The 20,422-nt window shown below is 60.0% G+C and carries 21 protein-coding genes; 3 read left to right on the top strand and 18 right to left on the bottom strand.

Annotated features, from left to right (window positions below; translation table 11 throughout):
* Positions 1 to 9 precede the first annotated feature (9 nt).
* The 14 genes from rbfA to miaB all read right to left on the bottom strand — a co-directional run bounded on the left by rbfA (position 10) and on the right by miaB (position 13,706).
* A complete protein-coding gene (gene rbfA, locus CFA77_RS00990) occupies positions 10 to 414 on the bottom strand; it encodes a 30S ribosome-binding factor RbfA (protein WP_206991872.1) in 405 nt (134 codons plus the stop codon).
* On the bottom strand, positions 414 to 941 hold the full coding sequence (locus tag CFA77_RS00985) for a YcxB family protein (RefSeq protein WP_206991871.1): 528 nt from the start codon (positions 939 to 941) through the stop codon (positions 414 to 416). Before CFA77_RS00985 ends, rbfA begins: the two co-directional genes overlap by 1 nt.
* 11 nt (positions 942 to 952) lie before the next feature.
* Positions 953 to 3,508, bottom strand: coding sequence for a translation initiation factor IF-2 (gene infB, locus CFA77_RS00980; RefSeq protein ID WP_206991870.1), 2,556 nt, complete (start codon positions 3,506 to 3,508; stop codon positions 953 to 955).
* A gap of 60 nt (positions 3,509 to 3,568) precedes the next feature.
* Positions 3,569 to 4,246, bottom strand: coding sequence for an RNA-binding protein (locus CFA77_RS00975; protein ID WP_242517437.1), 678 nt, complete (start codon positions 4,244 to 4,246; stop codon positions 3,569 to 3,571).
* Positions 4,218 to 5,987, bottom strand: coding sequence for a transcription termination factor NusA (nusA, locus tag CFA77_RS00970; protein ID WP_206991869.1), 1,770 nt, complete (start codon positions 5,985 to 5,987; stop codon positions 4,218 to 4,220). Before nusA ends, CFA77_RS00975 begins: the two co-directional genes overlap by 29 nt.
* Complete coding sequence (gene rimP, locus CFA77_RS00965; RefSeq protein WP_206991868.1) at positions 5,984 to 6,583, bottom strand: ribosome maturation factor RimP; 600 nt, start codon at positions 6,581 to 6,583, stop codon at positions 5,984 to 5,986. Before rimP ends, nusA begins: the two co-directional genes overlap by 4 nt.
* A 192-nt stretch (positions 6,584 to 6,775) precedes the next feature.
* Positions 6,776 to 6,985, bottom strand: coding sequence for a cold-shock protein (locus tag CFA77_RS00960; RefSeq protein ID WP_034817395.1), 210 nt, complete (start codon positions 6,983 to 6,985; stop codon positions 6,776 to 6,778).
* A 185-nt stretch (positions 6,986 to 7,170) separates the two neighbouring features.
* Positions 7,171 to 7,869, bottom strand: a complete 699-nt coding sequence (gene trmB / locus CFA77_RS00955) for a tRNA (guanosine(46)-N7)-methyltransferase TrmB (protein ID WP_206991867.1) — start codon at positions 7,867 to 7,869, stop codon at positions 7,171 to 7,173.
* Positions 7,870 to 7,902: 33 nt separating this feature from the next.
* Positions 7,903 to 8,328 carry a helix-turn-helix domain-containing protein gene (locus CFA77_RS00950; protein WP_206991866.1) on the bottom strand — a complete coding sequence of 142 codons (426 nt, stop codon included), beginning with the start codon at positions 8,326 to 8,328 and terminating at the stop codon, positions 7,903 to 7,905.
* A 36-nt stretch (positions 8,329 to 8,364) separates the two neighbouring features.
* Positions 8,365 to 10,008, bottom strand: coding sequence for an apolipoprotein N-acyltransferase (lnt, locus tag CFA77_RS00945; RefSeq protein ID WP_034817388.1), 1,644 nt, complete (start codon positions 10,006 to 10,008; stop codon positions 8,365 to 8,367).
* Positions 10,009 to 10,011: 3 nt separating this feature from the next.
* Complete coding sequence (locus CFA77_RS00940) at positions 10,012 to 10,875, bottom strand: transporter associated domain-containing protein (protein WP_206991865.1); 864 nt, start codon at positions 10,873 to 10,875, stop codon at positions 10,012 to 10,014.
* A 13-nt stretch (positions 10,876 to 10,888) separates the two neighbouring features.
* Positions 10,889 to 11,338 carry an rRNA maturation RNase YbeY gene (gene ybeY, locus CFA77_RS00935; RefSeq protein ID WP_034817476.1) on the bottom strand — a complete coding sequence of 150 codons (450 nt, stop codon included), beginning with the start codon at positions 11,336 to 11,338 and terminating at the stop codon, positions 10,889 to 10,891.
* Between the two features lie 11 nt (positions 11,339 to 11,349).
* Positions 11,350 to 12,327, bottom strand: a complete 978-nt coding sequence (locus tag CFA77_RS00930; RefSeq protein WP_084333532.1) for a PhoH family protein — start codon at positions 12,325 to 12,327, stop codon at positions 11,350 to 11,352.
* 2 nt (positions 12,328 to 12,329) lie between these two features.
* Positions 12,330 to 13,706: a tRNA (N6-isopentenyl adenosine(37)-C2)-methylthiotransferase MiaB gene (gene miaB, locus CFA77_RS00925; protein WP_206991864.1), complete on the bottom strand. Its 1,377-nt coding sequence runs from the start codon at positions 13,704 to 13,706 to the stop codon at positions 12,330 to 12,332.
* Positions 13,707 to 13,862: 156 nt separating this feature from the next.
* On the opposite strand from miaB, the gene CFA77_RS00920 reads away from it, so the two are divergent.
* Positions 13,863 to 15,587, top strand: coding sequence for a sodium:alanine symporter family protein (locus CFA77_RS00920; protein WP_206991863.1), 1,725 nt, complete (start codon positions 13,863 to 13,865; stop codon positions 15,585 to 15,587).
* A 151-nt stretch (positions 15,588 to 15,738) separates the two neighbouring features.
* Here CFA77_RS00920 and CFA77_RS00915 read toward each other — a convergent pair whose 3' ends face one another.
* Genes CFA77_RS00915 through CFA77_RS00905 form a run of 3 tightly spaced genes read right to left on the bottom strand, consistent with a single transcriptional unit; the run spans position 15,739 to position 17,605 of the window.
* On the bottom strand, positions 15,739 to 16,212 hold the full coding sequence (locus CFA77_RS00915; RefSeq protein ID WP_206991862.1) for a VOC family protein: 474 nt from the start codon (positions 16,210 to 16,212) through the stop codon (positions 15,739 to 15,741).
* Positions 16,209 to 16,667 (bottom strand): hypothetical protein, encoded by a 459-nt coding sequence (locus CFA77_RS00910; RefSeq protein ID WP_206991861.1) that lies wholly within the window; start codon positions 16,665 to 16,667, stop codon positions 16,209 to 16,211. Before CFA77_RS00910 ends, CFA77_RS00915 begins: the two co-directional genes overlap by 4 nt.
* A 53-nt stretch (positions 16,668 to 16,720) precedes the next feature.
* Positions 16,721 to 17,605: a bifunctional helix-turn-helix domain-containing protein/methylated-DNA--[protein]-cysteine S-methyltransferase gene (locus CFA77_RS00905; RefSeq protein ID WP_206991860.1), complete on the bottom strand. Its 885-nt coding sequence runs from the start codon at positions 17,603 to 17,605 to the stop codon at positions 16,721 to 16,723.
* Positions 17,606 to 17,738: 133 nt separating this feature from the next.
* On the opposite strand from CFA77_RS00905, the gene CFA77_RS00900 reads away from it, so the two are divergent.
* Both CFA77_RS00900 and CFA77_RS00895 read left to right on the top strand, forming a co-directional pair.
* Complete coding sequence (locus CFA77_RS00900; protein ID WP_206991859.1) at positions 17,739 to 18,686, top strand: glutathione S-transferase family protein; 948 nt, start codon at positions 17,739 to 17,741, stop codon at positions 18,684 to 18,686.
* 67 nt (positions 18,687 to 18,753) lie between these two features.
* Positions 18,754 to 19,563 (top strand): SDR family oxidoreductase, encoded by an 810-nt coding sequence (locus CFA77_RS00895; protein WP_206991858.1) that lies wholly within the window; start codon positions 18,754 to 18,756, stop codon positions 19,561 to 19,563.
* On the opposite strand, the gene CFA77_RS00890 is transcribed toward CFA77_RS00895, so the two are convergent.
* Positions 19,560 to 20,411 (bottom strand): hypothetical protein, encoded by an 852-nt coding sequence (locus CFA77_RS00890; RefSeq protein ID WP_206991857.1) that lies wholly within the window; start codon positions 20,409 to 20,411, stop codon positions 19,560 to 19,562. The two genes, CFA77_RS00895 and CFA77_RS00890, sit on opposite strands and share 4 nt — an antisense overlap.
* Positions 20,412 to 20,422: the final 11 nt, after the last annotated feature.

Raw genomic sequence — 20,422 nt, 5'->3', positions numbered from 1 at the left:
GACCAGATGCTATTCCTGGTCCAGATCGCGTCTCACGCGAGGATCTGCCAGCAAGCGGTCAATCGCGGTCGCCTCATCATAGGATTTGTCGGCAATGAAATGGAGCTGCGGCGTGAATTTCAGCTCGATTTCCCGGCCAAGTTTTCCTCTCAGGAAACTCGCCGCGCGGTTCAGGGCTTCCGCAAGTTTGGTACGCCCCTCTTCGCTGTCATTGCCCAGCGGTGATACAAAAATGTTTGCATGGCGCAGGTCGGGGGAGCAGCGCACTTCTCCGACTGTCACAATGACGCCGACAAGGTCCGGGTCGCGAAAGTCTTCTCGGGCAAGAATGTCCGAGATCGCATGACGCACAAGTTCGCCTGCGCGCAACTGGCGCTGGCTCGGAAGCCCCGGAGAGGATGATTTGCGTGCCATCAGACACCTGCTTTCTGTTTGAGGCGCTCCACGAAATTGCGGCGCGCCTGCTTGTCCTTGTTGAACCATTCGTCGGGAATGATCAGCGCATCTGCGCCTTGTATTTGTACCGATGTGAACCCGCGACTGGATTTGACGGCCGCAACGCTGGTCCAGTCAATTCGGGTTTCGATACCGCCTCGTCGGACTTTCAGATATTCGTCCATCACACTGATTTCGGTTTCCAGAGGCGAGGCTCCAAACACATCGACCGGAGACCGGTATGACCAGCGAATGAAAATGAGATACCAAGAAATCCCGGCAAACGCGGCGACAAGCGCCGACAGGAACCATTGCCAATATGGGCTGAGGCCGGCCATTTCGGTCGCGTTGCGCATCATGACCGACATGCTGGCCGATATGATGGGTGCCGTCACGCCCGCATAATATATTGCGGTCGGCCCGACTGCGCCTCGCCTTGAAAGACGGATCAGGCGCTTCTGGTCTTTTTCACCCAGAAGGCCGGAGATGTGATCAGGCGCAATCATCCGTTCCTGGCTTATTCAAGCGACCTTGCGATTTCCTCAACCTGGAAGCACTCGATCTTGTCGCCGACACGCATGTCGTCGTAGCGCTCGAACGCCATACCGCACTCCATGCCGGAGCTGACCTCAGTCACTTCATCCTTGAAGCGCTTCAGTGTTTTCAGCTTGCCTTCATGGATGACAACATCATCCCGCAGCAGGCGAACTCCACAACCGCGAAGAACCTTGCCTTCGGACACACGGCAACCGGCAACCTTGCCGACTTTGGTGATGTTGAAGACTTCCAGAATTTCGGCATAGCCGATGAAGGTCTCGCGCTTCTCTGGGGCCAGCATGCCCGACAGCGTGGATTTCACATCGTCGATCAGGTCGTAGATCACCGAATAATAGCGGATCTCGACGCCTTCTTTCTCTGCGAGGTCACGCGCCTGCTTGTTTGCACGCACATTGAACGCAAAGATCGGAGCTTCGGAGGACTGGGCGAGCAGAACATCGCTTTCGGAAATACCGCCGACCGCACCGTGAATGACCCGTGCACGGACTTCGTCGGTCGAAATCTTGTCCAGAGACTGGCTGATCGCTTCGACGGAACCCTGGACGTCACCTTTGACGACCACCGGCAGTTCCGACGTTTCGACAGACCCGTCCTTCAACTTGCTGAGTAGCTGATCGAGCGATGCCCGCGCGGCTGCGCCAGCCTTGCCGGAAACCTGACGCTTCTGGCGTACACGATACTCGGTGACTTCACGGGCACGCGCTTCGGTATCGACCACAACGAACTGGTCACCCGGATCTGGTGCGCCATCCAGGCCGAGCACTTCGACAGGAAGCGACGGACCGGCATCTTTCAATTGCTGGCCACGCTCGTCGACGAGCGCACGGACCTTGCCCCACTGAGCGCCGGCAACAACAATGTCGCCCCGCTTGAGCGTGCCGCGCTTGACCAGAACCGTCGCGACCGGGCCGCGACCCTTGTCGAGTTGGCTTTCGATCACGGTACCGTCCGCAGGACGGGCCGGATTGGCCTTCAATTCCAGAAGTTCAGCCTGGAGCGTGATGGCGTCCGTCAGTTCGTCCAGTCCGGCGCCGGTCAGCGCAGATACTTTCACGGCCTGGGTCGAACCACCCATGCTTTCAACCTGCACATCATGCTGAAGCAAATCGGTCAGCACCTTGTCGGCATTCGCATCCGGAAGGTCGCTCTTGTTGACGGCGACGATGATCGGAACGCCAGCAGCCTTCGCATGATTGATGGATTCAATCGTCTGCGGCATCACCGAGTCATCGGCTGCGACCACAAGAATTGCGATATCGGTTGCGGTCGCGCCGCGGGCACGCATCGCCGTGAAGGCTGCGTGGCCCGGCGTATCCAGGAAGGTGATCTTGTCACCGGATTTCAGCTTCACCTGATAGGCACCGATATGCTGCGTAATGCCGCCAGCTTCGCCTGCCACAACATCTGTCTTGCGCAAGGCATCCAGAAGCGACGTCTTGCCGTGATCGACATGGCCCATGATCGTCACGATCGGCGCGCGCGGCTTCAGGTCTTTCGCATCATCCTCGCCGCCTTCCAGGCCGATCTCGACATCAGCTTCAGACACGCGTTTCACGGTGTGGCCGAATTCCTCGGCGATCAGTTCAGCCGTATCGGCATCGATAATGTCGTTCCCGCGGAGCATTTCACCCTGCTGGATCATGAACTTCACAACGTCACCGACGCGTTCGTTCATGCGTTGGGCAAGGTCCTGCAACGTGATGGTCTCTGGCAGAGTGACCTCAACGGACATCTTTTCGCGCTGGTCATTACCGCCTGTACGGCGCTCACGTTCACGCTCCCGGGCGCGGCGCAGCGAGGCGAGCGAGCGTTGACGATCAGCGTCATCACCGAGCGCAGAAGAAATCGTCAACTTGCCACGGCGACGTTCGCCGCCACCACCGCCACCGCGTGAACTGCGGTTCTGTGAGTCGCGGCTGGCACGATCACGGTCATCACGACCGGACTTGCCGCGCTTGGCACGTGCCGGGCTGTCATCAACGGGTGGGGTCGCCGCTGGCGCGGCTGCATCCGTCTTCCCGCGAGCCTTGGGCGCGCGATCCGCACGTTCCTTCGCGGCGGCTTCCTCGACCTTGCGAGCTTCTTCCTCAGCCTTGCGACGAGCTTCAGCCTCTTCGCGTTCCTTGACTTCCTGGATCTTCTTTTCCTGCTCCGAGCGCAAGCGATCCTGAGCAGCCTTTTGGGTCTGCTCTTCCTTGGCGCGGCTGGCCTCTTCCTGTTTGCGCTCATACAGCGCTTTCTGGCGGGCTTTCAGCTCATTGACCGTGATACCAAGCTTCTTGGCGGTCGCGACGAGGCGGGCTTCGAGGGAGTCTGAAGCCGCTTTCGAAGCATCACCACCTGGCGCAGCAGCCGAACCGCTCGGTCCTACAGACCGGCGCTTCTTGGTTTCAACAACCACCTGCTTGGAGCGGCCATGACTGAAGCTCTGCTTCACCGTGCCGGATGACTTCCGTGCAACAGTGAGCGGCTTGCGTCCGCCCGTATTACCACCAGTGTCTTTCGTATCGCTCATACGTTCTTCATACCACGTTTCTTACCGATCCGCGCCCATGCGCCTCGGCCTTGTTTTCCGCTACCGATCCTGATCCGGGAACCAGTCCAGTTCGGGCCTTGCTCGAAATCCGGCTAGCCGCTGATAAGCAAGCTCTGTCGCCTTCGCAATTGGACCCTTGCGGACGAGACCGTGTATCACACGCTCACGTCCAAAAGCCACGCCCAATTCCTCTGAACTGAGCGCACCGGCCATTTTCACGTTGCTATATAATGCTTTGGCGAGGAAATACACCTTTGAACGGCCATCTTCTGCACCATCAGCGGCTTCCAGAAGCAAGCCAGGACGCTTCTTCTGCAACGCATCTCGCACCTGGTCGAAGCCAAGCACGATATCCCCTGCTTTCTTCCCCATGCCCAGCAGGCCGGTCAGCCTCTGCAACAGTAAAGTCTCTACAGTGCCAGAAAGTCCTTCCGGGACAATGACCTGTTGCTTGAAGCCGCGCGCAAAGGCGCCCTTCTTCACGGCCGTTTCCAACGTCTCACGGTCCGAATGGACCCAGACGCCACGGCCAGGCAACTTGCCTGAAATATCCGGGGTCACGACATTGTCTGGCGACAGCGCAAATCGCACCATCGCATCCTGCGGAAGCTTTTCCCGGGTTACGGCGCATTGCCGGACGGGGCCCTCCCCGTCCGCAACACGACCTTCAGTAGCGGTTACCCGCGCTTCACTCTTGCGGTGCGGCCTCTTCATCATCACCGCCCTCCGCTGCCAGGGCATCGAGATCAAACTCGAGCTCTTCAAGAGCTTCGTCCACCGCATCCGGTGATGGGTTGTTACCCAGTTCACCAAGTGCCAGGAGCGCACGCTCCTCCTCGGTAAGTTCAGGGGCTTCTTCTTCGGCTTTCTCGGCCAGCATCTGCTCAATGGCGTCCGGCTCGATCCACCCTGCGGCAACCCGTGCGCGCATGATGAACATCTGCGCGTCATCCTTGCGCATCTCGCCCTTCTTCAGAACACCTTCGACCCAGACCGGCTTGCCGTCAGGGCCGGGCTCACGCCAACCGGTGATGTCGTCCGGCACAAGACCCGCCACATCGTCCAGCGTCTGAACACCCTCTTCGCCGAGGCGGACCGCGAAGGAAGGCGTCATGCCTTCCAATTCCATCACAGGGTCCTCAACACCGAGTTCCTTGCGCTTGGCATCATTCTCAGCGGCAAGACGGTCAAGGAATTCCCGGGCGCGCTCCTGAAGCTCTTCCGCCACGTCAGCGTCAAAGCCCTCAATCGTGATGAAGTCTTCCGGCGCAACATAGGCGATCTCTTCGACCGTCTCGAAGCCTTCGGACGCCAGCAACTGCGCCAGCGTTTCGTCGGCATCAAGCGCCTTCATGAAGAGGTCGGTACGCTCCTGGAACTCGCGCTGGTAACGCTCGGAATCGGCGCTCTCGGTCACGAGGTCGATCTGCCAGCCGGTGAGCTGGGAAGCGAGACGCACGTTCTGGCCCCGACGGCCAATGGCCAGCGGGAACTGATCATCAGCCACCACGACTTCAACGCGGCGCTCTTCTTCGTCCAGCACCACTTTCGACACTTCGGCCGGCTGCAGGGCGTTCACGATGAAGGTCGCATCGTCATAGTTCCAGGGAATGATGTCGATCTTCTCACCCGACAGTTCGCCGACCACAGCCTGCACACGCGCACCGCGCATACCGACACAGGCCCCGACCGGATCGATGGAGGAATCATTGGAGATCACGCCGATCTTGGCGCGGCTGCCCGCATCGCGCGAGCAGGCCTTGATCTCGATCACGCCCTCATAAACTTCCGGCACTTCCTGAGCGAACAGCTTGACCATGAAGTCAGGCGCAGAGCGGGACAGGAAGATTTGCGGACCCTTGGTCTCGCGGCTCACCTTGTAGAGATAGGCGCGGACACGGTCATTGGTCTGGAAGTTCTCGCGCGGGATACCGTCATTGCGACGGATAATGCCTTCGGCGCGGCCGAGGTCCACGATGACATGGCCATATTCTACGCGCTTGACGACACCGGAGATGACTTCGCCGACACGGTCCTTGTACTCATTGTACTGGCGCTCGCGCTCGGCATCGCGAACCTTCTGCATGATGACCTGTTTGGCCGTCTGGGCAGCAACACGGCCGAAATCGAAAGGCGGAAGCTCTTCCTTCAGCTCGTCACCTGCCACCAGGTTCTCATCAATCTTCTTGGCCTCGGACAGGCGCAGTTCCTTGGACTCGTCCTCGAACTCCTCGTCCGCCACAACGGTCTGGATGCGCCACAGCGTCTGCTCGCCTGTCACAGAATCGATCTTCGCACGAATGTCGTGCTCCTGGCCGTATTTCGCTTTTGCGGCCTTCTCGATTGCTTCCTGCATGGCCTCGATGACAATCGACTGATCAATTGCCTTCTCTTCGGCGACCGCTTTCGCGATCTGCAGGATTTCCAGCCTGTTGGCTGAAACGCCGATGGTGTTCATGTGACGTCTCCCGTCTCTTCGTTTGTATCGGTGTCTTCGTCCGTCTCGTCGATCTCCAGATCGCCAAGGTCGTCTTCGTCTGGCTGCGGCGGCAAGGTGCCAGCCGCGCGCGCTGCATCAATCAATTCGTCGGTCAGGATCAGGCTGGCGCGGCTCATCTCATGGACATGGGCAACGAGTTCAGTCTCGCCGTCCAGCTCGATATGCGCGCCATCCTCGTCCTCGCCCCGGATCACACCGGAAAACCGCCGACGGCCATCAATCGGCCGGGACAGTTCAATCTTCGCCGCATGGCCAATCCAGCGCCCGAAATCCCCTTCCCGCGTCAGGGGACGGTCGATGCCAGGCGTGGACACTTCCAGCGTGTAGGCCTCGCTGATCGGGTCAGCCTCATCCATCAGAGGCGCGATTGCGCGCGACAAGCTGGCGCAATCCTCGACATTGGTTGGGGCGCCGCCGGCGCGCTCTGCCATGATCTGCAGCTGTGGGCGCCGCCCGCCCTGCACGCGCAGGCGAACGATTTCCATGCCAAGCGACTCGGCCACGGGCGTGACGAGCGCGAGAATCTGGCGTTCCTGTTCGGTCAGGGCAATCATCGGAGAAAGGGACTATTCCGGTAAAGAAAAGCGGCGGCCCCGTTGCCGGAACCGCCGCCGATATGTTTCGACTTGGGAGTGCATATACTCCCTGCAGTGCGGCCTGTCGAGAGATGGGGTGCGGTAAGCATGGAAAAACGGCGGTCCCGTTGCCGGAACCGCCGCCTTGAACCCAGAAAGGGTAATTCGTGCTTACAGAACCTTCAGGTCCACAGCCGAGGTCTTGCCACGGCGTTCGTCCTTGAAGAGTTCGTAAGATACTGCCTGGTCTTCAGCCAGCGTACGCAGGCCGGAGCGCTCAACGGCCGAAATGTGTACAAAAACGTCCGCGCCGCCCTCATCAGGTTTGATGAAGCCAAAGCCCTTCTGGTCGTTGAACCATTTCACTTTGCCAGTTGCCATTACTTGTAGTCCTTTACGTTAGATAGAAGCGTCCCGGTTCGGATTTGAACCAGATCCACTTATCGAAACGGGTAGGAAGAAAGTCATGGCCGCCGGTCTGACGGGGTCTTGAAGTTTCAGACCGACCGAATTCGATGGCAATATAAACGCATGGGTGCGACAATCGGTCAAGTGAATGTCTTGTGTCAGCTGCGAACGAAGTCCAGCCAAACCGGGGCGCAATCGCCCAATTTCTTGCGCTCATAGCGCGTTGTGAGGTGATCTTCTGGCGGACGCCGCCAATCATCGGCACAGTTCACCCCCCAGTCGAATCCTCCATGTTCCAGAAACCGGGCAAGCGCTTCGTCAGCATAGCTCTTGACGTCAGTCGCGAACCGGATCTGCGCGCCGGGACGACAGATACGATACAGTTCATCCAGAAATTCCGGCTGGATCAGGCGGCGCTTTTGCTGCCGCTTTTTCGGCCACGGATCCGGGAAAAGGATAAAGGCGCGCGCAATGCTCTGATCCTTCAGCGCCGCCATAACCGGCCGCGCATCGTCCATGACGAGCCGAACATTGCCGAGGTCATGATCCTTGATACCCGTCAGCGCCTTGGCCATGCCCTCCACGAAGGGCTCACAGCCGATGAACCCAACTTCCGGGTGCAATCCGGCCTGACCAACAAGATGCTCCCCGCCCCCGAAGCCTATCTCCAGCCAGATGTCGCGATCATCCCCGAACATGTCTGACGGATTCAACGTGCCCGGATCCGCCGACGGGACTTCCAGCTCAGGCAGGAGATTGTCGATCAGGTCCTGCTGGCGTGCGGATAGCGCCCGCCCACCCGTTCGGCCAAACGTGCGCAATGGGCGTGATTTCAAGGAAGGGGTATCGTCGGTCATCGCGGCGTCTGATGCCTCAGTGATCGAAGGGGATCAATCCTCGTCCTGCTGCTTTCCGTCAAACGCGGTTGCAGCGGCCTGAATGGTTCCAAGCAGGGATTTGCGCAGCGACTGGTCTTCGATCTTCTGGAAGGCGGCAATCAGGTCCAGGATTTCCGACGTCATCACAGGCGCATGGATCGCGTCGCCGTCTTCAGCGACATACGCGGCATCATGATCGAGAAAGGTCTCTGCCCCGTCAAAGAAGTAGGTGATGGGGACACCCATGGCGGTGGACATCTCAAACAGGCGCCCCGCGGATACACGGTTCACACCCTTTTCGTATTTCTGGACCTGTTGAAAGGTCAGGCCGAGCAGCTCTCCCAGCTTTTCCTGGGTCAGTTTCAGCTCCTTGCGCCGCCACCGGATGCGCTGGCCGACGACGCGATCAATACCGCTGGGTAGCTTGTTGTCGGCCATGTCCCCCCCTGTTTCTGTATGTCGCTTGTACTTTTTCTATCTTCGCCACGTAAGGAAGGCCAGTCCGACGAACAGGAACAGGGACAGCCAGAACAGGATTAGGCCAATCCGGGTCTGGAACAGGGTAACCGGCTCGGGCAATGGAAGTCGTCCACGGCCAAAGCTGGTATTCCACCCACTCGGGGCGTCTGCGACCGGCGCCGCACGCAGCACTTCCCTGCCCAAACCATCGACAATGGCCGACGCCCCCCGGCTGGCAACACGTGCCATGGGCAAGCCTGTCTCGATCGATCGATACCGGTTTTGCGCATAGTGCTGGGCCGGGCCCATGCCACCCCCAAACCAGGCATCGTTCGAAATCAGGACCAGCCAGTCCGCCCGCGCCCCCAAATTGGCGTTTCGCGGGATCGACGGATAGAGCCCCTCATAGCAGATCATCGCGACGAAAGGCGGAATGTCATCGGCATAGATGACTGCCGGGCCAAGGCCGGGCCGGAACCCGTCACTGGCCATGCGCTGTATTGCGCCCGGCAAGATGCCGGACATGGCCTGCCCGAACGGAATGATGCGCGTGGCCGGCAGCTCTCCAAAAGGCACCAGGCGATGTTTGTCATACAGCGCCACAGGGCCGGAGCGGATCGCATTCTCATCGATCACGGTCAGGCTGTTATAATAATCGCGCATGTCCTTGCCGGTGATCTCGTACCGGGTTGTGCCAGCGATCAGCTTGCGGGGGCCAAGATACGCGCCCACAGCGTCGAGGGCGTTCGCATCCTGCAACAAGGTGGTCGGCAACGCCCCTTCCGGCCAGAGGACAATATCGCCCGCCTCCCCTTCCTGCGTCGACAGCATGCGCAAATATTCGATCAGGATCGGATCGGGACCGATCTCCCATTTCTCGCTCTGGGGCACACCCGAATCCATCAGCACGACAAACTGATCTGACTGGGCCGAGGGTTGGGCAATGCGTTGGGCGCCCCAGGTCCAGCCGAGCGCGATCAGGATCGCGGCGGCAAAGGACGGCGCCATACGCACCGCCAATTGGCGGGACTCTCGCGTGTCCACAAGCGCGGCCGGCGCCGACATGATGAACACCGTCAACAGCGTCAGCCAGTAGACCCCTCCAATCGACGCCGTCTGGGACAAGGCGCCGCCCGGAATCCAGGTCGTACCGGGCAAGTTCCACGGAAACCCGCCGAACAGATGACCGCGCACGAACTCGGCGAGTGCAAAGAATAGCGCGAAAATGAAAATGCGTGAGGGTGAGGAAGACCAGAATGCGCCCGCCATCGCGCCGAACACGCCCCAGATGATCGCCATCCCACCCGGCAACAGGATCAGCGGCATCCACAGGAAAATGGCGTGCTTTTCCGGCTCAACCAGGAAGGGCGCCGCCGTCCAATGCATGCTGATCAGGAAAAATCCGGCGCCAAATGCCCAACTGCGCAGGAAGATTGCCTTGCCCCATTTACGGTGACTGCGGGCACCATCCAGCATCCAGATCAGACCGGTGAATGAAATCACCAGGACCACGCTGAAATGAAACGGCGCAAATGCAACCGCCGAAAAAGCGCCCAGCAACAAGCTGGTGATCACTGCCGGCCAGCCGGTCAGGCGGGCGAAGGCTTCATGCAGGGGCCCAAGCGCTGTGAACCCGTGGCTTCGCACCGGATGAGTCATGACTTACTCCTGATGTGCAGGGGCAGGCATTTCCGGGGTGCGAAGGCGAACGCGGCGAATACGCCGGGCGTCGGCTTCCATGATTTCGATCTCGACACCGGTCGGGTGCTCCAGCACTTCTCCGCGCACAGGGACTTTTCCGGCCAGCGCGAAGGCGACCCCGCCAAGCGTGTCGAAATCCGTGTCGTTGTCCTCAAGTGCGAGGTCAATGCCCGTTTCCTCTGCAAAGTCGTCAATCTCCGTGCGGGCGTCCGCCTCCCAGATTCTCTGGCTCCGGCGCACGAACATGGCTTCTTCATCATCGTGTTCGTCTTCGATGTCACCGACGATTTCTTCGACAAGGTCTTCCAGGCTGACCAGCCCATCCGTACCGCCATACTCATCCACGACCAACGCCAGATGAATACGGGTCGACTGCATTTTCACAAGCAAATCGGTCAACTTCATGGATGGCGGCACATAGAGCACTTCGCGATGCAGCCGTTCGAGCGGCCGCTTGGCTGGCTCTCCCCCCTTCGCCAGTTCGCTGACCACATCCTTCATGTGCACAAAGCCGATCGGATCATCGAGCGACTCCCTGAACACCGGCAGTCGCGAATGCGTGACCTCGGCGAAATATTTCAGAAGTTCCGGAAACTCGATCCCGACCTCTACGGCCTTGATCTCGGCGCGCGGGACCATGACGTCTTCCACACGCAAATCCTGGAATTCGGCAAGGCGCAGGCGCATCTCGTGCGGATTGTGCGGCGGCGTTTCCCCATTGGTGGCGGCGGACACCGGTTCCACAGGGACTGGCTTCCGGCGGAAACCGAAAAAGCTACGTAATCGGCCGCTTGGCGGCGCGTCAGAAGGGTCAGGGTCGCTCATGGCCTCAGGTGATTCAGTTCATCAAATATGGATTATCAATGCCCAGCGATGCAAGCGCCTTTATTTCGAGGCCCTCCATCGTCTCGGCATCATGGGTGATTTCATGGTCGTGCCCCAACAAGTGGAGATAGCCATGAATTAGAAGATGGGTCAGGTGATCGGCAAGCGACTTGCCTTGCGCTCTGGCATCAGCCTCGGCGACGCCAAAGGCCACTGCAATATCGCCCAGCAGGGGCCGGTCCATCGGATCGGCCGGGAATGAGAGCACATCCGTCGGCTTGTCCTTGGCCCGAAACTGCAGGTTCAGCGCCTGTAGCGCGTCATTATCAGCCAATAGCAGGGACACGACACCCTTCGCTGGCTCAACAGTCGCGCCAGCCTTGAACGCCGTCTGGCACACAGCTTCCAGATCAGGAATTGCCGACCAGCGATCCTCTTCGATGATAAGATCAAGTTCGATCATGCGCGCGGCGATCAACCCTCTCCGTGGGCGGCGTAGGCATCAATGATGCGGCTGACCAGCCCGTGACGGACAACATCCGCCGCGGTGAGCGTGTGGACATTGACGCCTTCGACATCAGACAGGATTTGCAAGGCGTGCTTGAGGCCCGATGGCTGGCTGCCCGGCAAATCCACCTGGCCCGGATCGCCCGTAATCACCATGCGGCTGTCACGGCCCAGCCGCGTCAGCACCATCTTCATCTGCGGTACGGTCGTGTTCTGCGCTTCATCCACGATGACGAAGGCATTCTTCAGCGTACGTCCACGCATGAAGGCGAGCGGCGCAACTTCAATCTCGCCGCGCGCCATGCGGCGCTCCATCTGTTCCTGTCCCATCAACTCGCGCAGCGAGTCCCAGATCGGCAGCATGTAGGGATCAACTTTTTCTTCCAGCGTCCCCGGCAGGAAGCCGAGCTTCTCACCGGCCTCTACGGCGGGCCGCGTCACGATCAGACGCTGGCGCGTGCCGGACAGAAGTTCGGACACCCCCGCCGCGACCGCGAGAAAGGTCTTGCCGGTTCCGGCCGGACCGACCCCGAAGATCATCGCATTGTCAGGATTGGCCAACAGGTCGATATAGCGGGACTGGCCGCGCGTTTGCGGGGTGATCGGCTTCTTCAGCGAGCGGAAGGTTCCAAAGGTCTGCGACGGCGTCTGCGCAGCTTCCACAGCGCCATCAACGTCCATATCGGAAATTTCCGCGCCCGTGCGCAATCGACGCTCGAGTTCTGCAAGCACCGCCTCGGCAATCGACACGCCCTCGGCCTTACCGACAAGCAGGATGCCCCCGCCCTGACTTTCCGCCTTCAGGCCATAGTCGGCCAGACGTGTTTCCAAAAGCTGGAGGTGGCGGTGATGCGGGCCACAGATGTCCCGCAGCCATTCCGCATTGCGGACTTCGAAGATACGGCTGACAGGGGCTTCAGGCGAAGCGGACGGACGACGTTTCACGCTCAAAGCGCCACCTCATGTTCGCGCACAAGATCGCCGGTGAGCGAACTCATCGTTGCGCCACTCACTTTCACATCGACAATCTGACCTGTCAGCTCTTCCGGTCCCTGGAAATGAACGGATTGCATCCACGGAGACCGCCCATGCGCCTGCCCTTCAAGGCGTCCACGCCCTGTGACAAGTACGGGCACGGTCTGACCGATCTTGGACTCGTTGAACTCGGTCTGCTGGTCACGGAGCAGTTTCTGCAAGGCTTGCAGGCGCACATCCTTCACGTCTTCCGGCACCTGACCGAACATCTCTGCCGCCGGCGTGCCTGGCCGCTGGGAATACTTGAATGAATAGGCCACCGCATAATTCACATCGCGCACCAGCTGCATGGTCGCCTCGAAGTCCTCGTCGCTCTCTCCGGGAAAGCCGACAATGAAATCTGATGCTATGGCGATATCTGGCTGGGCCGCGCGCACTTTGCGAATGATCTCCCTATACGCGTCTGCCGTATGGCTACGGTTCATGGCCTTCAGGATACGGTCAGACCCCGACTGAACGGGCAAATGCAGGAAGGGTTGCATCTGGGGCGTGTCGCCATGTGCTGCGATCAGGTCGTCTTCCATGTCGCGCGGATGACTCGTCGTATAGCGGATACGTTCAATGCCGCCGATCTTCGCAATGTGGCGACAGAGCTGGCCCAGCGTCCAGTCGTCTCCCCCTTCGACGGCCGGCGCAGCGCCATGGAATGCATTCACATTCTGGCCCAGCAAGGTGATCTCCCGCACGCCTTGCGCAGCCAGGTTCCGCGCCTCCATCACGATGTCGTCCACAGAGCGGGAAAGCTCAGCGCCACGCGTATAGGGCACGACACAGAAAGTGCAGAACTTGTCGCAACCTTCCTGCACCGAGAGGAAGGCGGTCGGGCCATCCGCCTCACGGACTTTGGGCAGCGCGTCGAACTTTTCGAGCGTGTCGAATTCGGTTTCCAGCCGGTCACCCACAGCGCGGCTGGCGCGTGCAATCATCTCCGGCAGCTTGTGATAGGCCTGCGGTCCCAGCACGAGGTCGACCAGCGGCTGGCGGCGCATGATCTCTTCGCCTTCGGCCTGCGCAACACAGCCAGCCACGGCGATTGTCATGTTGCGACCGGTCTTGCGCTTCATGCGCTTCAACTGGCCGAGTTCGGAATAGACTTTTTCGGTGGCCTTTTCACGAATATGGCACGTGTTCAGCACAACGAGGTCTGCCGCTTCCGGCGTATCAACCGGCGCATAGCCGAGCGGACGCAATACGTCCCGCATGCGCTCGGAATCATAGACATTCATCTGGCACCCATAGGTCTTGATGAAGAGACCCTTGGTGTTCTGTTTCGCCGCTGGTGTGGTCATGCGCGGGCTTATGCCTGAAAATGACTGTCGCTGCCAGAACCTTGTGCGCCTCGCCTGCAGCCGCAGCAAACGCGTCCCGATCCTGCGACAAAAGCTTCACAGCGCCGGAAAGCTAGCTAGGGTGCGGCCAAGCAATCAAAGGAGCCGGGGAGGCCCATGGATATCATTAAGCTTATCGAGAACGTCTCAGGATTCATCTGGGGAGGAACCTGGGGAGATACTGTCGTCATTCCGGGCCAGATCGGCCCGCTTGCCGTTGTCCTCCTGGGCACTGGCCTGTTCATGATGGTTCGACTGGGCGCGCGCCCGATTCTCCGGTTCGTGCCGGCGGTGTTCGAAGTCTGGCGAGGCCGCAAGGCACAAGGCGAAGACGGCGCCATCACACCCTGGCAGGCGCTCTCCACAGCCCTGTCCGGTCAGGTCGGCACGGGGAACCTCGCCGGTGTGGCCACGGCCATTACATTGGGCGGTCCCGGCGCGATCTTCTGGATGTGGGTGGTTGCCCTGTTCGGCATGGCGCTGGCCTTCTCGGAAAGCTCGCTGGCCATCAAGTATCGTGAGACCGACGAATATGGCCGCATCAATGGCGGTCCGATGTATTATATCAAGAACGGCCTCGGCAAAGGCTGGGGCTGGCTCGCCGTCATTTTCTGTCTCGGCACGCTGTTCTCCGCCATGGCAACCGGCTCGATGATCCAGGCCAATTCCATCACCGAAGCTGCGCTGGAAACCGGCTCCCATATGGGCGTCAGCATTCCGAACTGGAGCGTGGGCATTATCCTGTCTGTCCTGGTCTTCGCGGTCATTATCGGCGGCATCAAATCCATTGGCTCATTCGCCGGCAAGGTCGTGCCGGTCATGGCTGGCCTCTATGTGCTGGTCGCCTTCATCGTGCTTGTGATCAATGCGGACAAGGTGCCGGGCGCCTTCATGCAGATCATCGGCACGGCGTTTGGCTGGAAAGAAGCTGCTGGCGGCGCGGCTGGCTACGGCGTCATGCAGGCGGTCCGTTACGGTATCGCCCGAGGCCTGTTCTCGAACGAAGCCGGTCAGGGTTCCGCCCCGATCGCCCATGCTGCCGCTCAGACCAAGAACCCGGTCATGCAGGGCGAAATCGCCATGATTGGCGTGTTTATCGACACGATCATCATCTGCACCATGACTGCGCTGGTCATCCTGACAGTTCAGGGAGACTTCAAGAAGAGCCCTGCCCTGATGGCGGCCAATGCCTGTTTTGATGCAGGCATTGAAATGCCGGTGAACCCGGGCGCGACTGACGGTGCCAAATACGGTGTGGGGGACCTGTTCCCTTCTGCTTACGAAGATGGCCGCGAAGCGAAGATCGCCGCAGTGGGACCGACAGCCCAGTCCTACCTCCTGGCCTGCCAGGCATCTGGTCAGGTTGAAGTCAATCAGCAAGCGCTCGACGCGTCTGGCAATCCGGAAGTTCTGATGGATGTGGACCATGCCTGGGAAACAGATGCGAACTCGGCTGCCGTCACCACGCGCGCCTATGCCGCCGCCATTCCGGTGGTGGGCCCGTGGATCGTGCCAGTCGCACTGTTCTTCTTCGCCTTCACCACCATCATTGGCTGGTCATACTATGGCGAGCAGGCCGTGACGTATCTGATCGGCGAATGGGCGACACACCCGTTCCGCTATATCTGGGTCGTGGTCGTATTCCTCGGCTCGGTTGCCGCGGCTGACTGGCTCTGGCTGCTGGGGGACATCGCAAATGCCTCAATGGCGTTCCCGAACCTGATCGCCATCCTTGCCCTGTCAGGCGTCGTCGCCGCCATGCACAAATCGAATGGCGATCCGGACAAGGGTCATCCTGTGCATGACTACCGAGAGGAGGAGCGCCATCCTGAAAAGGAATAGGCGCTGACCCTACCGAAATGAAAAGCCCCGCCCGGTTCAGACCAGGCGGGGCTTTTTCTGTCCGGGTGTATTTGGACGCAAAGCCCATATATGCGGGCACTTTATGGACAGTTTATGGGCTGGTTTATGGACCAGCGCTTCGGGACGGGGCCTACCAGGCGCCGATATTCTCTGCGCTCGCCCACGGCTCTTTCGGTGACAGCGGCTCGCCCTTTTGCAGCAATTCGACCGAGATGCCGTCTGGCGATCGAATAAATGCCATTCGGCCATCGCGCGGCGGCCGGTTGATGGTCACGCCAATTTTCTGCAGCCGTTCAACCGCGCCGTAAATGTCGTCGACCATATACGCCAGATGGCCGAAATTGCGGCCACCTGCATAGTCTTCGGGGTCCCAATTATAGGTCAGCTCCACCATCGGAATGTCGGTCTGGGTCGGGCTGACGCCGTCCGGCATGCCGCCCATACGCTCGACATCTTCCGGCGTGGCCAGAAAAACGAGCGTGAACCGCCCCGCGTCGCTGTCCATCCGGCTGACCTCTGTCAGGCCCAGGCCATCGCAGAAAAATTTCAGCGACGCGTCAATGTCACTGACGCGCACCATTGTGTGCAGATACTGAATGCTCATGACTGGCCTCCATTAAGGTCCCGAATGACATGTTTGAAACTAGGCGGCATCAGCGCGTAGTACCGCCGCATAGCGATGGCCAACAAGCCGATCGATGCCAGCATGAAGGCGATGAAAACCGAAAATGTGTGAATCAGCGTCCCTGTTTCGAAAACAGGTGACTGGCCGCTCAGCCGCCAGATCATCCGCCAAACCTGATTGAAGCCGGCCACGAAAGGTGCCAGCAGAACAAAAACGATCGCAGCGCAGACGAAGAAATAGGTCGCCGCGCGCGGGCCTTCACTGCGTAGATAGAGATCCGTGAACTCGGCAGCGCTGACATCTTCCGGCACTTCTCCGGCTGCCTTGCGCACCGCCAATACTTCCGGCGCGAAGTCCCGCGTCTGCTTCCAGCGCCAGGCAAGGTGAGCCCCCCAGGCGACAAGGCCAGCGAGTATGATCAGGAAAAGTATCATGGGCGGTGCGGAATCCAGCTTGGGCGGCGTGGGCCGACTGCCCACCGCCTGGTTCAGGCTGCGCAGGCGCGTTCGAGGGTCAGCATGGCACGCTTGCGCGCCACACCCCAATGATAATTATGGAGCCGGCCGTCCGCCGCAAGGGCACGGTGACAGGGAATGAACCAACTGATCGGATTTGCGCCCACTGCCGCACCGACAGCGCGGGCCGCCTTCGGATTGCCGCTGGCCTTCGCCAAGGCCCCATAGGTTGACACCGCACCGACAGGAATTTCCAGCAAGGCCCGCCAGATCTGGCGGCGAAACGGCGTACCATAAAGCGCAACCGGGAGCGGCTCACCGGATTCAAACACCCGGCGCGCCAGAGTCTCGGCCTCGTGATCATCCCGGCGAATGCTGGCATCCGGATACCGCGCCGCAAGATCGGCAAAGGCCTGCTCTTCATTGCGTCCCTGGTGTTCAAAACCGGTGCGTTCCGGGGCGTTCTCATCAACAAACCCTAGCGCCACCAGGCCCCGCGATGACATGAGCCAGGCTCCTTCCCCGAATGGAGTCGGCGCCCGTCCAAGGACCAGATCGGCTCCCTTGCCGCCTGCCTTGGCTTCACCGGGAGAGAGGCCTTCATGCGCGATGAACAAATCATGCAGGCGCCCCGGTCCTGACAAGCCTGCCTCCAGAGTGGCGTCCAAAACACTTGCGCCCTCTCTCAACAGATCACCTGCCGCAGCGTGGGCAAGTGCGGACTGGTATTGTTTCGGGCTGATGCCGGCCCAACGGGTGAATTCGCGCTGGAAATGGCTGGGCGACAGGCCTACGGCCTTTGCTGCAGTCGAAAGATCCGGCCATTCCTGCCAAGTGTCCCCCAGATAGGACAGGGCATTGGCCATGCGCTCATAGGCGACAACGCGTTCATCAAGAGGCGAAACTAGATTGGTCATGTGAGAATAATGCCGCGCCGCGGAGCCTGTCGCCACCCGTTTCTTGCGGCTTGTCAGACCAATTGAGGCTTTCCAGCGCCTGAAAAGCCCGGCAAGAATAGGGACCAATAAAAAGAAGGCTGGGAGAAATAGAATGGCAGATGCGCGCAGTATTATCCTGCATGAATATCCCACGTCACCCTATGCAGAGAAAATCCGCCTCGCGCTGCGCCTGAAGAATCTCGCCTATAGCCGGGTCGAAATTCCAGTCATCATGCCTCGGCCAGACCTGATGCCGCTGACGGGGGGCTATCGCCGGACACCCGTCCTTCAGATCGGCGCCGACATTTTTTGCGATACCGCCATCATCCTGCGGGAGCTCGAAGCCCGCTTCCCTATGCCGGCACTCAAATTGCCCGGTCATGAGGGCCTCGCCCAAATGGTCGCCGGCTGGACCGATGGCCGCTGGTTCCAAAGCTCGGTCGCGGTCATCTTTGGTGAGCGAGGCGACAGCGTACCGGATGCGTTCCGGAAGGACCGCGAAGCCTTGTCGGGTCGTCCCTTCGACACCAATGCAATGAAAGCTGTTGCCCCCATGATGCGCGACCAATGGCGGGCCCGACTCATGCTGCTGGAAGAGCGCCTGCAGGGCGGCAAGGGCGCTGGGTCCGGCATCTATCTCGTCGGCATGAAACCGGGCCTTGTGGACATTCACGCCTACATGAATGTCTGGTTCATGTATGAAAATCTGCCCGACTTCGTCGAAAAATGTTTCGAGACAGCGGACCTGACCAAGGCCTGGTTCGAGCGGCTGAAGGAGTTTGAAGGGCAAACCCCGGACACGATCAGCTCTGCAGAAGCCCTCGAGATCGGCCTGAATGCGGCGCCGCGTCTCGTGGCGGCGACCACCCGCAACGAACCGCAACAATTTGCTCCGGGCGAAAACGTCGCCGTTGCGCCCGATGATTATGGCCAGGTCTGGGTGAAAGGGGAACTCGTCCACGCCGACTCCCAGCGCGTCATTCTCCAACGCACTTCACCAGAGGCGGAAACAGTGCATGTGCATTTCCCACGCGCGGGCTTCCTAGTCCGGCGTGTCTAGCCTGCCTTGCATGCCGGGCGCGCGCCGCTAGTCTCGCCAGCATCAGCAATTCGGACGGAAGACGGCCATGGACCGGCGACTTTGCCTTATCACGGGCGCATCAGCGGGAATTGGGGCTGAGTTTGCCCGCCAGTACGCCGCATTGGGCTGGGATGTTGCGCTCACCGCACGCCGCGAAGATCGGCTAACCAACCTCGCCGCAGAGCTGGAAGAGAAGTTTGGCATTCACGCGATTTGTATCGCGCAGGACCTCGCGCGCGCCAATTCCGCGGACAAGATCATCTCCGCGCTGTCCGAGCAGGGCCGCCATGTCGACGCGCTGGTCAACAATGCGGGTTATGGCCTGCCGGGCACCTTCTTCAATACGAGTTGGAAGTCACAGGCAGAGTTCATTCGCGTACTTTACACCGCTCCGATCGAGCTTGCACACAAAGTGCTGCCAGGCATGGCAGATCGCGGCTATGGCAGGATCATCAATGTCGCCTCCCTTGCGGGCTACGCCGCCGGCAGCAATGGGCACACGCTTTATGCCAGCGTAAAGTCGGGCCTCATCAAGTTCTCCGAAAGCCTGAATGCCGAGTGCGACGCGTTTGAAGGGGCGGACATTCACTGCACGGCACTCTGTCCCGGCTTTACCTATAGTGAATTCCATGACGTGAACGGCACGCGCGAGCAGATGAACAAGATGAGCAAGCGAATGTGGATGGAGGCTGCGCCTGTCGTGAAAGCCGGCATTGATGCGGTCAATCGCGGCCAACCGGTTGTTGTGCCGGGGCTCGTCAACAAAAGTCTTGCCACGCTGACTCGCATCATGCCGGAACCCATCGGTCGGGCCATCATGCGGCGCCAGAGCCGGACGATCCGGCGTCAGGATTAGTCGGAAGAAGCTGAAAACTCATCGCGAATGCGATCAGCCGTCGGCGTGGTGTCCGATTTGCGCCAATCCTTCGCGCCACGCTGACGCAGGATTTCGACTTTGCCGGACCGCTTGGCCTCTCCGGAATCGGACCTGTCGCTATCGCGGGCAATTGTCACGATTGGCCCCTCGAAAAAAGCTGACCAGTATTTGGACAGTACGTCCCGACGGCCCTCAAGGGAGCGCAGCTGCCGGCGCTCTTTCCAGGATGTCAGCTTGATGGCTTCTGTCTTGATGCGCTTGTCCATACCCGCCACTTGCAAGCAGCCGGCATACCGGCGCGGGGCGCCTCCGGTCAGGTCAAACTGAATCTCGCCAAAACCCTCGGCTTGTCGGCCCGAATCCGATGGCAAGGTTTCGCGGAACTTGAAGTCCAGTCTGGGCCAGCTGATTTGGTGGAATTCTGCATGCAGGCCACTCTCAATCTCGCCCATGCGAGTCAGGGTCGAGGAGGTCACAAGGATGCCGGGGTATGCAGGCTTCATTGAAACGATGGCCAGGCGTGGACCATTTGGGCCACCGCGTTCAGCCTGAATCCAACTGCCTTCCACGAAAGCACGGCCGAGGACCCATCGACGCAGCACCCCGATCTTTAGAACACCCGGAAGGAGGACACCCGACAGAACAGACCAGATCACGAGCAGCATCACACCCGAGCCTATCAGTCCGGCCCACTGTGCGACTTGGCTGGAACCGGCGGCGTCAACAATGGTCTGGCGCACAACCGGGCCAAATGCCAGGACACTCGCCAGCACCGCGCTGGACGCCAGGAAGCCCGAGACAATGCGGAAACGTTCATAAGGGTTCATATGTGAGGCGG

This window comes from Hyphomonas sp. KY3, assembly GCF_017309975.1.
Classification (GTDB): Bacteria; Pseudomonadota; Alphaproteobacteria; order Caulobacterales; family Hyphomonadaceae; genus Hyphomonas.
The sequence above is the reverse complement of the archived record's forward strand: the minus strand, read 5'-3'. Positions and strand labels throughout refer to the sequence as shown.

What these genes read in the sequence shown, in the direction of transcription:
- rbfA (WP_206991872.1), bottom strand. Translation starts at nt 414, where the DNA reads ATGGCACGCAAATCATCCTCTCCGGGGCTTCCGAGCCAGCGCCAGTTG.
- CFA77_RS00985 (WP_206991871.1), bottom strand. Translation starts at nt 941, where the DNA reads ATGATTGCGCCTGATCACATCTCCGGCCTTCTGGGTGAAAAAGACCAG.
- infB (WP_206991870.1), bottom strand. Translation starts at nt 3,508, where the DNA reads ATGAGCGATACGAAAGACACTGGTGGTAATACGGGCGGACGCAAGCCG.
- CFA77_RS00975 (WP_242517437.1), bottom strand. Translation starts at nt 4,246, where the DNA reads ATGATGAAGAGGCCGCACCGCAAGAGTGAAGCGCGGGTAACCGCTACT.
- nusA (WP_206991869.1), bottom strand. Translation starts at nt 5,987, where the DNA reads ATGAACACCATCGGCGTTTCAGCCAACAGGCTGGAAATCCTGCAGATC.
- rimP (WP_206991868.1), bottom strand. Translation starts at nt 6,583, where the DNA reads ATGATTGCCCTGACCGAACAGGAACGCCAGATTCTCGCGCTCGTCACG.
- CFA77_RS00960 (WP_034817395.1), bottom strand. Translation starts at nt 6,985, where the DNA reads ATGGCAACTGGCAAAGTGAAATGGTTCAACGACCAGAAGGGCTTTGGC.
- trmB (WP_206991867.1), bottom strand. Translation starts at nt 7,869, where the DNA reads ATGACCGACGATACCCCTTCCTTGAAATCACGCCCATTGCGCACGTTT.
- CFA77_RS00950 (WP_206991866.1), bottom strand. Translation starts at nt 8,328, where the DNA reads ATGGCCGACAACAAGCTACCCAGCGGTATTGATCGCGTCGTCGGCCAG.
- lnt (WP_034817388.1), bottom strand. Translation starts at nt 10,008, where the DNA reads ATGACTCATCCGGTGCGAAGCCACGGGTTCACAGCGCTTGGGCCCCTG.
- CFA77_RS00940 (WP_206991865.1), bottom strand. Translation starts at nt 10,875, where the DNA reads ATGAGCGACCCTGACCCTTCTGACGCGCCGCCAAGCGGCCGATTACGT.
- ybeY (WP_034817476.1), bottom strand. Translation starts at nt 11,338, where the DNA reads ATGATCGAACTTGATCTTATCATCGAAGAGGATCGCTGGTCGGCAATT.
- miaB (WP_206991864.1), bottom strand. Translation starts at nt 13,706, where the DNA reads ATGACCACACCAGCGGCGAAACAGAACACCAAGGGTCTCTTCATCAAG.
- CFA77_RS00920 (WP_206991863.1), top strand. Translation starts at nt 13,863, where the DNA reads ATGGATATCATTAAGCTTATCGAGAACGTCTCAGGATTCATCTGGGGA.
- CFA77_RS00915 (WP_206991862.1), bottom strand. Translation starts at nt 16,212, where the DNA reads ATGAGCATTCAGTATCTGCACACAATGGTGCGCGTCAGTGACATTGAC.
- CFA77_RS00910 (WP_206991861.1), bottom strand. Translation starts at nt 16,667, where the DNA reads ATGATACTTTTCCTGATCATACTCGCTGGCCTTGTCGCCTGGGGGGCT.
- CFA77_RS00905 (WP_206991860.1), bottom strand. Translation starts at nt 17,605, where the DNA reads ATGACCAATCTAGTTTCGCCTCTTGATGAACGCGTTGTCGCCTATGAG.
- CFA77_RS00900 (WP_206991859.1), top strand. Translation starts at nt 17,739, where the DNA reads ATGGCAGATGCGCGCAGTATTATCCTGCATGAATATCCCACGTCACCC.
- CFA77_RS00895 (WP_206991858.1), top strand. Translation starts at nt 18,754, where the DNA reads ATGGACCGGCGACTTTGCCTTATCACGGGCGCATCAGCGGGAATTGGG.
- CFA77_RS00890 (WP_206991857.1), bottom strand. Translation starts at nt 20,411, where the DNA reads ATGAACCCTTATGAACGTTTCCGCATTGTCTCGGGCTTCCTGGCGTCC.